This is a genomic window from Pseudomonas sp. Pseusp9, assembly GCF_059491265.1.
Genome location: NZ_CP168500.1, coordinates 2958192 through 2972727 on the forward strand (window position 1 = coordinate 2958192; position 14536 = coordinate 2972727).

General features: G+C 61.1%; 14 protein-coding genes and 1 pseudogene. 3 read left to right on the forward strand and 12 right to left on the reverse strand.

All coding sequences use genetic code 11. From position 1 onward, the window contains the following. Positions 1–10: 10 nt before the first annotated feature. From ACEN8E_RS13315 to gbd, 8 genes are all read right to left on the reverse strand, one after another. Positions 11–970 carry an amidohydrolase family protein gene (locus ACEN8E_RS13315; RefSeq protein WP_495593009.1) on the reverse strand — a complete coding sequence of 320 codons (960 nt, stop codon included), beginning with the start codon at positions 968–970 and terminating at the stop codon, positions 11–13. Further along, positions 963–1922, reverse strand: coding sequence for an amidohydrolase family protein (locus ACEN8E_RS13320; protein WP_495593010.1), 960 nt, complete (start codon positions 1920–1922; stop codon positions 963–965). Before ACEN8E_RS13320 ends, ACEN8E_RS13315 begins: the two co-directional genes overlap by 8 nt. Before the next feature lie 15 nt (positions 1923–1937). Further along, positions 1938–2396, reverse strand: a complete 459-nt coding sequence (locus ACEN8E_RS13325) for a thioesterase family protein (RefSeq protein ID WP_495593011.1) — start codon at positions 2394–2396, stop codon at positions 1938–1940. Positions 2397–2427: 31 nt separating this feature from the next. Next, complete coding sequence (locus ACEN8E_RS13330; protein ID WP_495593012.1) at positions 2428–4326, reverse strand: TRAP transporter large permease; 1899 nt, start codon at positions 4324–4326, stop codon at positions 2428–2430. A gap of 15 nt (positions 4327–4341) precedes the next feature. Next, on the reverse strand, positions 4342–5385 hold the full coding sequence (locus ACEN8E_RS13335; RefSeq protein WP_495593013.1) for a TRAP transporter substrate-binding protein: 1044 nt from the start codon (positions 5383–5385) through the stop codon (positions 4342–4344). A gap of 166 nt (positions 5386–5551) precedes the next feature. Next, positions 5552–6760, reverse strand: a complete 1209-nt coding sequence (locus ACEN8E_RS13340; RefSeq protein ID WP_495593014.1) for a CaiB/BaiF CoA transferase family protein — start codon at positions 6758–6760, stop codon at positions 5552–5554. 1 nt (position 6761) lies between these two features. Beyond that, positions 6762–7541: an enoyl-CoA hydratase-related protein gene (locus ACEN8E_RS13345; protein WP_495593015.1), complete on the reverse strand. Its 780-nt coding sequence runs from the start codon at positions 7539–7541 to the stop codon at positions 6762–6764. Between the two features lie 73 nt (positions 7542–7614). Further along, positions 7615–8754 (reverse strand): 4-hydroxybutyrate dehydrogenase, encoded by a 1140-nt coding sequence (gbd, locus tag ACEN8E_RS13350; protein WP_495593016.1) that lies wholly within the window; start codon positions 8752–8754, stop codon positions 7615–7617. A 175-nt stretch (positions 8755–8929) separates the two neighbouring features. On the opposite strand from gbd, the gene ACEN8E_RS13355 reads away from it, so the two are divergent. After that, complete coding sequence (locus tag ACEN8E_RS13355; protein ID WP_495593017.1) at positions 8930–9853, forward strand: LysR family transcriptional regulator; 924 nt, start codon at positions 8930–8932, stop codon at positions 9851–9853. 224 nt (positions 9854–10077) lie between these two features. Then, positions 10078–10227, forward strand: a pseudogene (locus tag ACEN8E_RS13360) (sorbosone dehydrogenase family protein); the annotation flags it as partial. A gap of 26 nt (positions 10228–10253) precedes the next feature. On the opposite strand, the gene ACEN8E_RS13365 reads toward ACEN8E_RS13360, so the two are convergent. From ACEN8E_RS13365 to ACEN8E_RS13380, 4 genes are all read right to left on the reverse strand, one after another. Further along, positions 10254–11048, reverse strand: coding sequence for a glycosyltransferase family protein (locus ACEN8E_RS13365; RefSeq protein WP_495593018.1), 795 nt, complete (start codon positions 11046–11048; stop codon positions 10254–10256). Between the two features lie 71 nt (positions 11049–11119). Next, positions 11120–11329, reverse strand: coding sequence for a co-regulatory protein PtrA N-terminal domain-containing protein (locus ACEN8E_RS13370; protein ID WP_495593019.1), 210 nt, complete (start codon positions 11327–11329; stop codon positions 11120–11122). Between the two features lie 283 nt (positions 11330–11612). After that, positions 11613–13007 (reverse strand): sensor histidine kinase, encoded by a 1395-nt coding sequence (locus ACEN8E_RS13375; RefSeq protein WP_495593020.1) that lies wholly within the window; start codon positions 13005–13007, stop codon positions 11613–11615. Then, a complete protein-coding gene (locus ACEN8E_RS13380; RefSeq protein ID WP_495593021.1) occupies positions 12985–13677 on the reverse strand; it encodes a response regulator transcription factor in 693 nt (230 codons plus the stop codon). Before ACEN8E_RS13380 ends, ACEN8E_RS13375 begins: the two co-directional genes overlap by 23 nt. Before the next feature lie 117 nt (positions 13678–13794). Between ACEN8E_RS13380 and ACEN8E_RS13385 the strand changes: the two genes are divergently transcribed. Then, entirely contained in the window at positions 13795–14484 is a 690-nt protein-coding gene (locus tag ACEN8E_RS13385) for a response regulator transcription factor (RefSeq protein ID WP_495593022.1), read from the forward strand. Positions 14485–14536: the final 52 nt, after the last annotated feature.

Sequence of the window (14536 nt, forward strand, 5' to 3'; positions counted from 1 at the left end):
GCAATCGGGTTCAAGTGAGCCGGTAGAGGCGTCGGGCGTTGTCATGAAACAGGGCCAGCCGCTCAGCGATGGGGCGGTCGCGAACAATGGCTTTGAACCCGTCGAGGACTTCGCTGAGGCTGTTCACCACACCATCGACCGGGTAATTGCTGGCGAACGCGCAACGGCTGACGTCGACAATCGAAATCGCGTCGTTCACCACCCTCCGGTTCGCTTCGACTGGCCAAGCCTTGCCGGGGATGCAGATGCCGGAAATCTTCAAGGCAACGTTCGGCTCCCGCGCCAGCAGCGCAAGGTTGGTACGCCACCCGGCCAGGCCTGCTTCGGACCGATCCGCCGGCAACGCGGTGTGATTGACCACGATGGTCACGTCGGGATAGTCCCGGGCCAGCTCGGCGGCTTCCGGCAGATGCCACCAGGGCGCCTGCAACTCGAAGTGCAGGCCGTTTTTCGCCAATTGTGCGTAGCCCTCACGCCAGCGCGGGTCACGCATGGAGCCTGGTTCTGCAAAGTCTGCACGCCAGGCCTCGCGGCTGGTCACCGTCGGTTTGTGGCGGATGCCACGCACCAGCGGGTGATTTGCGTACAGGCGCAACAGGTCGAAAGCGTCTTCACGGTCCAGCCAGGCCTGTGCAACCATCGCCGCCACACTGGATTCGCTGTGCGCCAGTGATTCGACAAACGTCACTTCATCCGCAGGGGTTGCCGGGTCCCATTCACCCTCTATGACAACGGTCTGCACCACGCGATGCTTGCCGGCGAGTCGGCGATAGTCAGCCGGCAGAAAGTTGCGGCAAATGGACGAGTAATCGCCATAGCGGAACGGTCGCAACGGGCGATCGTTCAGCCACGGGTAGTAATGGGCTTCGATGTCGAAATAGTGTTGATGCGCGTCGACGATGGGCAGGTCCGAGTCGTCGCCACTGGCCAGAAAGCGTGCCCGCCAGTCGATAGTCGATAGCTCATCCATGCAGATGCTCCAGGCGATAAAAGCGTTGAGCGTTACCGGCGAACACCGCTTCCTGCACTGCACGGCCCAACGGTGCGAGCATGTCGGCCACGCCATTGGCAATCGTGTCGTAGCAAGCGCGCAGCCCGGCCACCGGAAAGTTGCTGGCGAACATGCAGCGTTCGGGGCCGAAAATCTCCAGCGCGGTCAGGACCACCACCCGGTTATCGGCGTAGTTCCAGGGCGAGTCCTTCAGGCCGAACTCCGACAACTTGATGTGCACGTTGGGCTGCAAGGCAAGTGCTTCCAGGCCTTTGCGCCAGCGTGCCATGCCTTGCGGGCTGCGATCCCAGGCAAAGCCGGTGTGATTGAGCGCAATACGGATTTGCGGAAACATCGCCGCCACCCCGGCCGCCTCGACCAGGTGCCACGGCGGCACGCGCAAGTCCCATGACAGATCGTGATCAGCCAGTCGCGCAAATCCTTCCAGCCATTTCGGGTCCTGCATGGTGCCCTTGGCCCCGGTAATTGACACGTCCGGCGACGCCGAGGTCAGCGGTTTCGAACGTATGCCCTTGACCAGTGGCCGCGCAGCCTGGGCGGCGAGCATCTCGGCGCTGTCTTCGCGATCGAACCAGGTGTGGGCGACGATGGCGCTTGGGAAGCCATAACGGGCGTTCACCTGTTCCAGCCACCGGGTTTCGGCGACTTGCTCATCGCGTGCACGCTCGGCTTCGACATGCACGGTGCCGACCAACCGTTGCTTTGCGGTCAGAGCCAGAAAGGTGTCCGGCAGGAAATCACGGCACAGGCTGTGATAGTCGCCCAGAAAAAAATCCTCGTGATATTCGTCCTGCAGCCACGGATAACGACCGTTGCCCAGGTCCCACAAGTGATGGTGGGCATCGACTATCGGCAGCGCGTCTTCGGCGGCAAGGTTCGGCAAGCCATTGCGTTCGTGCAGCGTGATCATGACGTCGTCCCTTGTTCAGCGCGTCGCAGTCAATGGGGAAGGGCTGAGCACGTTATCGTCGACATCGCCCGCAGCGGCTGCTTCGGCCTTGGCCAGGACGCGGCTACGCAGTTTGGCGACGTTCACCACTACGCGGGTGTGCGCCGCCGTAGCCACCAGTTCAACGTCATCGCGCACTTCGACATTGAAGGTGACACTGCGACCTTCGATCCGCGTGACTGTGGCAACGATGCTCACCGACATTCCCAGCAGCGTGGCGCCGACGTGACGAATATCGACCGCGGCCCCCACCGTGTTCTCGCCTTCATCGAGGAAGGTCAGCAGGTAATCAAGGCAGGTCTGTTCGATGTCATCGACCAGGCGCGGCGTGGCGTAGATACGCAAGTCTTCGCCGAGAAACGAGATGGTGCGCTCCTTGTCGACGGTCAGTCGGCGTTCGGTGGTGGAGCCTGCATGCATTGTGGAGAAATTCATGGAAAACCTCTTGGTCAAGTCAAAGGGCAATTCAGGCAGCAGGCAGGAAGCCGATGGAAACCCACGGCACGGCGATCAGCACCGCCAGGGCCACCACCAGCGCGCCGAGGTACGGCCAGACCCGACGCATGGCACCGCTGGGGTCGACCTTGGCAATGGCGCACGCGGCGTAGAACCCCACGCCAAACGGCGGGGCGAACAAGCCCAGGCCCATGGCGAAGATCGCGACCATGGCGTAGTGCACGTCGTTGATGCCCATGGCTTTGGCGATCGGGAACAGCAGCGGTCCGAACAGGACGATGGCCGGGATGCCTTCCAAAAAGCTGCCAAGCAGGATGAACGCCACCGCGGAGATAATCAGAAAGCCGAGTGCGCCGCCCGGCACCGTCGACATCACTTGCGCCAACTGGTGGGAGAAGCCTGACTGGGTCAGCGCCCATGCCATGGCGGTGGCGCTGCCGATGATGATCAGAATCGCGCCGGACAACGACGCGGTGCCGACCAGGATCGGATACAAGCGGCGCCAATCGAAGCAGCGATAGCACAGCAGACCGACGATGAAGGTGTACGCCACGCCAATGGCGGCGACTTCGGTCGCGGTAGCGACGCCTTCAACCACGGCGGTGCGGATCACGAAGGGCAGGGCCAGGGCCGGCAACGCGACCAGCAGCGAGTGGCCGATTTCCTTGCCCGTGGCGCGTTTACCGGTAGAAGCATCTTTCTTGCGGTTTTTCCACCAGACCACCGCCGCCATGGCAATTGCGCCCACGACTGCCGGCATGAAGCCGCCGGTGAACAGTGCGGAAATCGACACGCCGGTTACCGAACCGATGGTGATCAGCACCAGGCTTGGCGGAATGGTTTCCGACATCGCCCCGGAGGCGTTGAGCATTGCCACCAGCTCGTTTTCGTCTTCGCCGCGTTTCTTCATTTCCGGAAACAGCGCCGGGGCGATGGCGGCCATGTCGGCAGCCTTGGACCCGGAAATGCCGGAGATCAGGTAGATGGCACCGATGAGCACATACGACAGGCCGCCGCGCACATGTCCGATCAACGAGCACAGGAAGCGAATCATCGCCCGCGCCATGCCCATGGCTTCGATCAGTGCGCCCAGGAACACGAACAACGGGATGGCCAGCAGGATCAGGCTAGCCATGCCTTCGTCCATCCGCCCGACCACCAGGGTCAGCGGTGTGCTGGTCATGGTCGACAGGTACGCCACCGTTGCCAGGCCGAACGCGACCATGATCGGCACGCCGATGACGATCATCGCCATCACGCCGATCATGAAGAAGATCACCAGGTTCCAGTTACCCATCACCAGCATCGTGCCTTGCGCCACCCACAACAGCGCGGCGAGAGAGGCGAGCATCGCCACTGACACCGAGAAATCGATCAGCCGGGCGCTGGTCAACAGCCGCGCGACACAGGTCATCAGCATCAGGCTCAGGCCGACCGCGATGGCTGACACGCGAAAGGCGTTGGGGATTTCCAGGGCCGCGGTGGTGATGATCCACTCGTCGCTGACGTACTCCCAGGCCGGAGTGAACAGCAGTCCGATGAACGTGATGACGATGACTGCGCCCAAGGTGTCGACGAATGCGCGTTTTTCTACCGGCAAGCGCCCGATGAACGAAGTCAGGCGCATGTGCTCGCCGCGACGCATCGCCACCACCGAACCGAGCATCGCCAGCCACAGGAACAGCAGCGACGCCAGTTCATCCCCCCAGACGATCGGCTGGTTGAGTACATAGCGCGAGAACACGTTGCAGAACAGCAACGTGACTTCGATCACCACCAGCAGCGCCGCACTGCCTTCAGTCAGCCAGCGCAGGCCGGTGTCCAGCGTGCGTCCCAGGCGAAACGTGGCGTGGTGTGGGCTGAGTCCTTCAGCGGGTGCGACATCCGTCATTGGCATTTGATTTTTCATGACTGTGTCTCCGGCTTAGGACAGTTGACCCGCGTACTGCTCGAGCAAGCTCCAGGCTTCGGGGCCGTACTTTTCCTTCCACTGGGTGTAGAAGCCTTTCGATTGCAGGTCAGCCCTGAACAATGCACGGTCGACTTTGTTGAAGGCGATGCCGTGGGCGGTCAGGGATGGCTCCAGGCTGGAGTTGAGATCGATTACCTGTTGGCGCTGGACCAGAGCGGCGGCGTTGATCTGCCGCGAGACGATTTCCTGGACATCGGCGGGCAGTTTTGGAAAGGTCTTGCCCGACGCCACGATCCAGAAACCGCCCCAGATGTGGTCGGTCAGCGAGCAGTATTTCTGTACTTCATAGAAGCGCGCGGACTCGACCACCACCAGCGGGTTTTCCTGGCCATCGACGACCTTGGTCTGCAACGCCGAGTAGGTTTCGTTGATGCTGATGCCGGTCGGCGAGGCGCCCAGGGCACTGAACATCGACGTCCACAGCGGGCTGACCAGAACACGCAGTTTGAAGCCGGCGAGGTCTTGCGGGGTGTTGATCGGCCGCGTCGAACTGGTGATCTGGCGGAATCCGTTGTTCCAGACTTTTTCCATCGGGATCAGGCCGACTTTCTCGGTCTTGGCGCGCACGTGCTCGCCCAGCTTGCCGTCCAGCGCGGCCCAGACACTGTCGTAGTCCTTGAAAGCGAACGGCATGCTTTCAATCGACATGGCCGGCACCAGTGTCGAAAGAATCGCGCCGGGCAACGGAATGAAATCGATCGCCCCGGCGCGCACCTGGGACAGCATGTCGGTGTCGCCGCCCATGGCGCCGTTGGCGTAGATCTGCAAGTCCACTGCGCCATTGGTTTCGACCTTGATGGCTTCTGAGGCGGCTTTCATCTGCTTGTTCAGCGGGTGGGTGTCGGGCAGGCTGCTGGTGTAGCGCAACACAATGGGTTTGGTCGCGGCGAAGGCGCCGGAAGGCAGCAGGTTGGCGGCGAAAGCACCACCCACGGTGACGCCGGCAGACACCAGGAAGGATCGGCGGCTAACGGACTCGGTCAAGATACGGCTCATGATGTTCACCTTGTTGTTTTTGTTGTTTTAAAAAATCGGGTCACTGCAAACGCGGCTTTTCTGTAGGAGCGAGCTCGCTCGCGATGAACTTGAGAGCGCCGCGTTTATCCAGCAAACACGCGTTATCGTTAACGTCCATCGCGAGCAGGCTCGCTCCTGCAAAGGTTCAGGACGCCAGTGCCACCACGGCCTGGCTGCGGATCAGTTCGTCGATTTCGTTTTGCGCGTAACCGCTTTCCTTCAACACTTCGCGGGTGTGTTCGCCGAGCAGTGGCGCAGGGCGGCTGGTCGCAGGCGCGGCGTTGTCCATGTCGGAGAAGTGAATCGGCAGGCCCATGCCGCGCACGCGGCCTTCAGTGGGGTGTTCGGTCTCGACGACCATGCCGCGCGCCTTGGTTTGCGGGTGTGCCAGGGCGGCGGCGATGTCGAGGACAGGTCCGGCAGGCAGTCCGAGGCTGTCGAACAGCACCATCCATTGATCGGTGGTGCGCGCCACCAGCACTTCGTTCAGAATTTCCACCAAAGCCAAGCGGTGCTCCATGCGCAGCGCGTTACTGGCAAAACGCGGATCGGCCTTGAGCTGCGGGACGGCCAGCGCCTCGACCAGCCGCTCGTAGTTGGCCTGGTTGGCGGCGCCGATGTTGATCCAGCCATCGGCGGTGCGGAACACCTGATACGGCGCACTGGTGGAGTTGGCTGAACCCATTTTCGGCAGGATGGTGCCATCGGCGAAATACGCCGCGGCCGGCCAGTACATCTGTTGCAGGCCGGCTTCGAACAGCGAGGTATCGACCATCTGCCCCAGGCCGGTTTTCTGTTTGGCGGCGTAGGCGGCGCAGATGCCGAGGGCGGCGAGGATGCCCGAGTTGATATCGGCTACCGGCGAACCGGCCTTGACTGGCTCGCGTCCGGCTTCACCGGTCATGCTCATCATGCCGCTCATGCCTTGGGCGATCAGGTCGAAGCCGCCTTTCTCGCCGAACGGTCCGCTGCGACCGTAGCCGGAGATCGCGCAATAGATCAGCCCTGGATTGAGGACTTTCAGGGTTTCATAGCCCAGGCCGAATTTTTCCATGGTGCCGGCGCGGTAGTTTTCCGTGACCACGTCGGCGTCCATCAGCAGGCGCCGCAACACGTCACGGCCGCCATCGGTTTTCAGGTTAAGGCCGATCCCGCGCTTGTTGCGGTTGACCACCATGAACGAGGCGGATTCACCGCTGGCCATGATCGGCGAGAAGCGGCGCGAGTCATCGCCATCCGGGACTTTCTCGACTTTCACCACGTCCGCACCCATGTCAGCCAGCATCATGCCGCACACCGGTCCGGACATGATGTGAGCCAGTTCTACAACGCGCATGCCTGTCAGCGGTCCCATGTTATTTGCCCTCGAATTGTGGTTTGGCTTTCGCGATGAAAGCGTTCAGGCCGGTCTGGAAGTCCTGGGTGTCGTAGCAGGAATAACTGCTGTCGATCTGTTCGTCGGTGGGTGCGATACCGGCTTCCAGTTGTCGTGCAGCCTGGCGGTGCCAGCGAGCGACAAGCGGCGCGCCGTTGGCGATGCGCTTGGCCGTGGCGAGGGTTTCGGACTCGACGTCGACGTCGGCTACGACACGGGTCACGAGGTTTTTCACGTAAGCGTCGTTGGCGTCGAGAATGCGACCCTCCAGAAGAATTTCCAGGGTGGTCGAGCGCCCGGCCAGCGCCACCAGGCCAGCCATTTCGTCATAGGACATGACCAGCCCGAGCTTGCCGACCGGCGCGCCGAAGCGGCTGGAGGTGCCGCAGATGCGCAGGTCACAGAGTGCAGCTATTTCCAGGCCGCCGCCGACGCACACGCCGTGGATCATCGCGATCACCGGGTGCGGGCAGTCGGCAACCGCGCGCATCGCCGTCGAAGTGACTTCGGCATAGATCCGGGCTTGCGCCTGATTGCCACGCACGGCCGGGAACTCGCCGACATCGGCGCCAGCGGCAAAGGCCTGTTCGCCGGCGCCACGCAGTACCACACAACGCACGCTGAGGTCGGCGGACAATTCGGTCATGACGTCACCCAGGTCCTGCCACATGGACAGGGTCAGGGCATTCATTTTCCCCGGGTGACTGAGGGTGACGATGGCAATGGTGTCTTGCCGTTCGATAAGGACGGTGGGTTTCATGATTGTTCCGCTGGTGTCGGCCGGGCCGAATACGCGGATGCCTCCTGATTTATTGTTGTTGGATAGCGGCTGCTTACAGCGACTGTTCGAGCATCGACAGGTAGTCCGCAGAGGACGCTTCGCGGGGATTGGTCTTGTGGCTGTGATCGTGCAGCGCGCCTTCGACGATGCCGGCGAACAGGCTTTCGTCCACGCCGATCTCGCTCAGCCGGGTCGGCAGGCCCAGGCGCCGGGTCATGTCTTCGATGGCCGCGCCGATATTGGCGCCTGCTTCAAGGCCCATGGCATGGCGCAATCGTTCGAGTTTTCGCTCCTCACGCACGGTCGGGGCATCGGCGTTGAAGTGCACGACCGCCGGCAGGAAGATCGCGTTCAAGGTGCCGTGGTGCAGCTTCGGATTGATCCCGCCCAATGCGTGGGAAAGGCTGTGCACACAGCCCAGGCCTTTTTGAAAGGCGAGGGCGCCCTGCATGGAAGCGCTCATCATGTTCATCCGCGCTTCGCGATCACCGGGCTCGGCCGTTGCACGCTCGATGTGTTCCCAGGCGCGCCACAGACCATCGAGGGCGATGCCGTCGGCGGCGGGGTTGAAGGCCGGCGCCATGAAGGTTTCGATGCAATGTGCGATGGCGTCCATGCCGGTGGCAGCGGTGAGCATTGCCGGCAGGCCCAGGGTCAATTCCGGATCGCAGATCGCCACGCGGGGTACTACATACGGCGAGATCACGCCGACCTTGCGCCCGTCATCAAGGATCAGAATGGCGCCGCGACCCACTTCGCTACCGGTGCCAGCCGTGGTCGGAATCGCAATCAACGGCGCGGTGGCCGGGGTGATGCGATCCAGTCCGCCTTCGATCACCGCAAAGCTTTGCAAAGGACCGTCGTGAGTGGCGCAGACCGCCACGCCCTTGGCCAGATCGATGGAGGAACCACCGCCGACGGCGATGATGCCGTTGCATTCACCGAGGTGGTATTGCGCCACGGCTTCACGCACGGCGTGTTCGTTCGGGTTGGGTGGGGTGGCGTCGAAAATCGTCGGAGCACGCTCAGCGCCGAGGGCTTTGATGACTTTGTCGACAATGCCGGCATTGCGCACGCCGAGGTCGGTAACGATCAGCGGCCGGGTGATGCCGGCGCGCTCGGCTTCGGCGGCCAGGTGCTGCAGGCTGTCGTAGCCGAACTGGATCTTGGTGACGTAATTGATCAGGGACATGATTCACCGCAAGTTATACAGGATTGTTATTGTTGCAACCGGTCTACGGCAGGCGGACTTTCGTTCTCTGGCCAAACCCATTGCATTGCCTGGCTGTGGGGTGGACTATAGGTCCGTCGTGGCGAGCCTCGATACTGACAACTTTCGATACCTCTATAACTTTAAGTTAACCCTGATGACGCCCTCACTGAACTCGATCATGTCCCGCCTGCACATCAAGCAGCTGCGTTTACTGATAGCCCTTGATGAGCACGGCTCCTTGCTGGGCGCGGCCAAACAGGTCGCGCTGACACAACCTGGTGCCAGCAAAGCGCTGCAGGAAATTGAAACCACCTTCGGCACTTCGCTATTCACTCGCACTAACCGCGGGCTTGAACCCACTGACGCCGGACGCTCTGTCATTCGCTACGCCCGGTTGATCCAGACCGATCTCGCGCACCTGCGCGAAGAGATCATCGGCATCAAAAGCGGAGAGGGCGGACGCGTGTCGGTCGGCACTATCATGGGCGCCGTGCCGCTGTTGACCACGGCGATCAGCCGGGTGATTGCCGATCACCCGAAGTTGTCCATCGAGATCGTCGAAGACACCAGCGCCGCGCTGCTCAGCCAGGTTGACGCGGGGCGCCTGGATCTGGCGATCTGTCGTACTACCATCAGCACCACGCCCTATCTGTATGAGAGCTCGACGTTCGTGGAGGAAACCCTGGCGGTAATCGCCAGCACCCAACATCCGTTTGCCTATGCCCGGCAGTTGTCGCTCAAGGACCTGGTGGATTACCGCTGGGTCGTCTATCGCGCCAACATGCCGATGCGTTTGCTGCTGGAACGAGAGTTTCACGAGGCCGACCTGCGTTTTCCGGTGCACCTGCTGGAGACGACATCAGCGTTCGCCACCTTATCGCTGCTGCAGGAAAACCCGACCCTCGTCGCGCTGGTCTCGACCGACGTGGCGAAGTTCTGCTCCGCCTACGGTTTCACCACCACGCTGCCGCTACCCATCACCTCGCGCAGCGAACCGTATGAGTTGGTTTCGCGCAAAAACGTGCCGGACTCGCCCGCCGCCAGGCTGCTACGCGAGGCGTTGTTGAACCTGGTGTGAGCCCAAGGCTTGGTTTGCGATATTGACTGGCTTTGGAACCGCGCATTCGTGCATTTCAGGCAAATATGATTTGCGTCAGGCGCGGTGTTTGTGGCGGATAAGCGTCGCGATACTTCGCCGGGATTTTGCCTGTCCCATCATTGCGCCATAGAAGGCCATCGCGAGGTTAGAACATTGAATGTGCCCAACCGGCTTGCGCGATGCCGACGGTGATGGCCACGCCGAACCACTGGACAAAGAATGTACTTGCCAACCCAGATGGAACGAAGCTTTACGTCACGGTGGGCTCCAACAGCAATGTCGGTGAAAACGGCCTTGATGCGGAAGAAGGTCGCGCAGCGATATGGGAAGTCGAGGTAAAAAGCGGCAGCAAAGAGCACGCGCATGCGGTTCTATCCATTCACCAGACTCTCAGGGGTCTCCCTTGGATAATCTGGTCGTACATCCGGACCCTGCGGTGATTGCGCGCATAACCGCCCATCGCCGATACGGTGCCGCTTTGAATGTGATCCAGGTAACGGAACATTTTTCGCGATGATATAAAACGCACCGGGTAGCCGAGGGCAGTCATTCGATCCTGCAATTCATAACCCGGATTACGCTCATCCATTTGAAAGTGAAAGCCGTGTTGCTTGATGAGCGCCACATTCCACAGCGTGCAAAAGCTCTTCAGGTGCTTTTCTCGAAACGGCTTGGGCGCTCTTGCCCGAACGCCGAGCGCCAACAGACTCCGTCGGGCGTAGTGCTTGCAAAAACGTGAGGCCAGGCGCCAGGCCGAGCGAACGACGCCCCGATCCAATTGCTCCAGGCAGCCGACGGCAGCCACTTCGCGTTGCCCTGTGCACTGGTCGAGCATCATTGTGAAGATCACCGGATCGTAAATGAAGGTATCGGTGTGCAACAGAAACAGATAGTCGGTTTCAACCCGTGCCAAGGCGAGATCCAGCGCGCGGCCATGGGCAATGTTTCCCGCTTCGCAGCCTGTGTGTTTACGTTCGATCAGTTCAATCCAGTCCAGCGTGCGCAAGTACTCGCTGCTCGCATCGTCGGAGTGGTTATCCACCACAATCACCGGAACACCTGTCCCGCGCAGTGCCTCCTGCAAAAGCGCGAGACAGGTTTTGGTCAGATCAAGTGTTTTGTAGTTAACCAACGCAATGCTGTAGTTGGCTGCCTTTGGAGTTGGACGATTCATAACCTGTAGAGCCTCGATGATTTAACCGATACCGCGCAAGATTTCTGAAAGTTGACGGGGTTCAAGTCCCGTCAATTTGAGCGCGAGATGTCATTGGAGGAGGTGTTCGGGTTACTGACAGTGGCGGTAGCCGTGGCAGCCTCTGACTGTTGAAGCGTGGTCATGGCGGTTGCCCTGGCGGCTTCCATTTTGGCCATCACGGTATCGCCACCGCCTTCTGCCATTGCGGCGACGGAGGCAGTCATCAAGGTCACGATCAAAAGGGCTTTTAGGCTGTTCATGTGTGTTCTCCAGTAGTGAGTTGAGCCAACACAGTGTTTGTTGGCCTGGACTCATCCTGACGCTCACGGCCTTTCGCCCTGTTCTCCGCAAAATGAATTTTTCGACAGGTTGGCGGTGGGGCTGGATTTGTTGCGACGGCGGAGGGGGATAAATGCGGGGGGAGGCTTTGTCGCGCTGTCGAAGAACACCTGGACGCGCAAGAGCGCGCCCATCTTCAGGCACTTCGGACCCACCTGATGTCTTTCGGCCCACCACAGCCGAACGATCAGGCAATCCTGCTGATCAGGTAAGGCTTTGGGGCGCAGATGTGCCCGCCAACACCGCCTTGCCAAGTAGATCGATCCGGCAGCCAGGCGCCGCATCACTGACAGTCAGTTTCAGGTCATGCAAGCGCGCAACGGCTGAGACCATACTCAACCCCAGGCCATTGCCCGGTGTGTGCCGGCTCGACTCGGCACGGTACAGCCGACGAAACACGGCTTCGCGCTCACCTTGGGCAATGCCCGGTCCATTGTCCGTGACACGAATCCCGACGGTGCCATGATCAGCGATCACCGACAGACTCACGCAGCTATGGTCGGGACAAAACTTGATGGCGTTGTCCAGCAAGTTGCAGATCGCATCGAACAACAGCTGTGCGTCTCCGGAGATGGTCGCAGGAGACTGGCTTTCGTTGAGCGTGAGGCTGATGCCGCGCTCCTCGGCCAGTGGTTCATACAGTTCGGCGGCATCGGCGCTGATCAGGTTCAGGTCCAGTGATGCGAAGTGGCTGCGCCGAGCGCTGTTTTCAATTTCCGAGATACGCAGCAAGGCCTTGAACGTCAGCAACAGGGCTTTGGCCTCGTTCAGCGCAGCATCGATGCTGGCGGCGTATTGCGCTTCATCCAGGCCTCGCCGTTGGGTGCGCTCAAGGCCGGCGATCAGGCGGGTCAGCGGGGTGCGCAGGTCATGGGCGATGTCGTCGCATACGCCCTTGACCTCGCTCATCAAGCGCTCCAGTTCATCGAGCATGCCGTTGACCACCGAGGCCAGGCGGTCGATGTCGTCGTTGGTGCCCAGGATCGGCAGTCGGCCGGTCAAGTCGCCTTCGATGATGCCCTTGATCGAGCGACTGACCTTGTCCAGTCGCCGGTGGGCCGAATAGCCCAACACCACCGCGCCAAACAGACCGACCACCAGCAACAGCACGCCACCGGAAACCAGCGCCTTGATCAGCAGCTCGTCGAATTCGCGTATGTCGTGGATGTCCTGGGCCACCAGCAAGGTCTTGCCGTCGGCCAGGCGATGGACGATGAAGCGAATCGGGCGCTGGCGACCGTTGGTCTTGCGCCAATCGAACTCCTGAGGCTTGTCGTAGGCGGAGAAGGGCGGCAACTGCTGAATGGCCCCGGCAATGAACCGGCCTTGTTCGTCGAACAGACTGTGGGGCAGGCGCGCTTCGATATCCTGCACCGCGTGATTGCGGATTTCCCTGAGTTGCAACTCGGGGTCCTGTGCGCTGCGGTTTTCCACCTGGCGATACAGCGCGGTATCGGCTTCGGATTTCAGGTAGAACGCCGTTTGCCAATAGACGTAGCCGAACAGCGCCAGGAAGGAACAGCCGAACAGCCCGAGAAACAGCAAGCCGGTGCGAAAGCTGATGGTACGCGGGATCTCACTCAGGCGAACGGAGGACATAACCGGCTCCACGAATGGTATGGATCATCGACGGTTCATCTTCGCCATCGATCTTGCGCCGCAAACGGCCCATGTGGACTTCAATGACGTTGGTGCGCTCGTCGTAGGCGTAGTTCCACACTGCTTCGAACAGCATGGTGCGCGTGACCACTTGCCCTGCATGGCGCATCAAGTGCTCAAGCAACGCGTACTCACGGGGCACAAGGTCAATGACCCGCTCACCACGCCGGACCGTGCGGCTCAGCAAGTCGATGTCCAGGTTGGCGACCCGTAAACGCGTTTCCCGGGCCTCGGCGACCGGTTCGGCGCGGCGACGGTTCAAGGCATCCAGACGTGCGGTCAGCTCGATGAATTCAAAGGGCTTGGTCAGGTAGTCATCACCGCCTGCGCGCAGGCCGCGAACCCGTTCATCCAGCGCGCTCAAGGCACTGAGGATCAACACCGGGGTGCTGACACTCGCGGCACGCAAGGCGGTGAGCACGCCGAGCCCGTCGAGGCCGCCGGGTAGCATGCGGTCCAGGACGATCAGGTCGAACGGCTCACTCAAGGCCTTGAGCAGACCTTCGCGACCGTTGTGGACGCAACTCACGGTAAAGCCGTGGTCACACAGGGCGGCTTCGATTTCGCGGCAGGTGGGCAAGTCGTCTTCGACGACCAGAACATGGGTCATGGCAGTTGAACCGCTCACTTGATCGGGCAGAGGTGGCATAGTGTGACATAGCCGGCGGCGGCGCCACGTTCCCGCCAGTTAAACAAAAGTTCAGGTTTGATTTCCGGAGAAACCGCCGTGCGCATTCTTGTGGTTGAAGACGACGCCCAGACAGCCGCCTACCTGCTGCGCGGGTTGAGCGAAAGTGGGCATGTCGTCGATATCGCCAGCGATGGCAACAGTGGTCTGGGCATGGCCCTTGAACAAATCCACGACGTGCTGATCCTCGATCGCCGTTTGCCCGGCCTCGACGGTGTCGGTCTGATCAAGGCTGTGCGAAAGCAGCAACTGCGGGTGCCGATCCTGATGCTCAGCGCGCAGGCGTCCACCGCCGACAAGGTCGAAGGTCTGCAGGCCGGTTGCGATGACTATCTGGCCAAGCCCTATGCCTTCGCCGAAGTGCTGGCGCGGCTCGACGCCTTGTTGCGTGGGCGCGATCCGGTCGCCGGCGCGGCGCGCCAGCTGCAGGTGGGTGAGTTGCAACTCGATTGCGCCACACGCACCGCCGTGCGCCAGGGCCGGGTGATTGCCTTGCAGCATCGCGAGGCGCTGTTGCTGGAGAAACTCATGCGCCACAGCGGTCAGGTGGTGACCCGCGACATGCTGCTCGACAGTGCCTGGGACTACGCCTTCGACCCCAACGACAACGTCATCGACAAACACATCCATCGCTTGCGGCGCAAACTCGATGAAGGTTTCGACCACTCGCTGATCCGGACCGTGCCCGGTGCCGGCTACAGCTTCGAGGTGTCGCCGGTACAAGGTTAAACAAAAGTTTATCTGCCGACGAACGCTCTGGCAGGCACCCCTCGCTATCTTC

What these genes read in the sequence shown, in the direction of transcription:
- ACEN8E_RS13355 (WP_495593017.1), top strand. Translation starts at nt 8,930, where the DNA reads ATGACGCCCTCACTGAACTCGATCATGTCCCGCCTGCACATCAAGCAG.
- ACEN8E_RS13335 (WP_495593013.1), bottom strand. Translation starts at nt 5,385, where the DNA reads ATGAGCCGTATCTTGACCGAGTCCGTTAGCCGCCGATCCTTCCTGGTG.
- ACEN8E_RS13345 (WP_495593015.1), bottom strand. Translation starts at nt 7,541, where the DNA reads ATGAAACCCACCGTCCTTATCGAACGGCAAGACACCATTGCCATCGTC.
- gbd (WP_495593016.1), bottom strand. Translation starts at nt 8,754, where the DNA reads ATGTCCCTGATCAATTACGTCACCAAGATCCAGTTCGGCTACGACAGC.
- ACEN8E_RS13330 (WP_495593012.1), bottom strand. Translation starts at nt 4,326, where the DNA reads ATGAAAAATCAAATGCCAATGACGGATGTCGCACCCGCTGAAGGACTC.
- ACEN8E_RS13365 (WP_495593018.1), bottom strand. Translation starts at nt 11,048, where the DNA reads ATGAATCGTCCAACTCCAAAGGCAGCCAACTACAGCATTGCGTTGGTT.
- ACEN8E_RS13320 (WP_495593010.1), bottom strand. Translation starts at nt 1,922, where the DNA reads ATGATCACGCTGCACGAACGCAATGGCTTGCCGAACCTTGCCGCCGAA.
- ACEN8E_RS13375 (WP_495593020.1), bottom strand. Translation starts at nt 13,007, where the DNA reads ATGTCCTCCGTTCGCCTGAGTGAGATCCCGCGTACCATCAGCTTTCGC.
- ACEN8E_RS13380 (WP_495593021.1), bottom strand. Translation starts at nt 13,677, where the DNA reads ATGACCCATGTTCTGGTCGTCGAAGACGACTTGCCCACCTGCCGCGAA.
- ACEN8E_RS13325 (WP_495593011.1), bottom strand. Translation starts at nt 2,396, where the DNA reads ATGAATTTCTCCACAATGCATGCAGGCTCCACCACCGAACGCCGACTG.
- ACEN8E_RS13370 (WP_495593019.1), bottom strand. Translation starts at nt 11,329, where the DNA reads ATGAACAGCCTAAAAGCCCTTTTGATCGTGACCTTGATGACTGCCTCC.
- ACEN8E_RS13340 (WP_495593014.1), bottom strand. Translation starts at nt 6,760, where the DNA reads ATGGGACCGCTGACAGGCATGCGCGTTGTAGAACTGGCTCACATCATG.
- ACEN8E_RS13315 (WP_495593009.1), bottom strand. Translation starts at nt 970, where the DNA reads ATGGATGAGCTATCGACTATCGACTGGCGGGCACGCTTTCTGGCCAGT.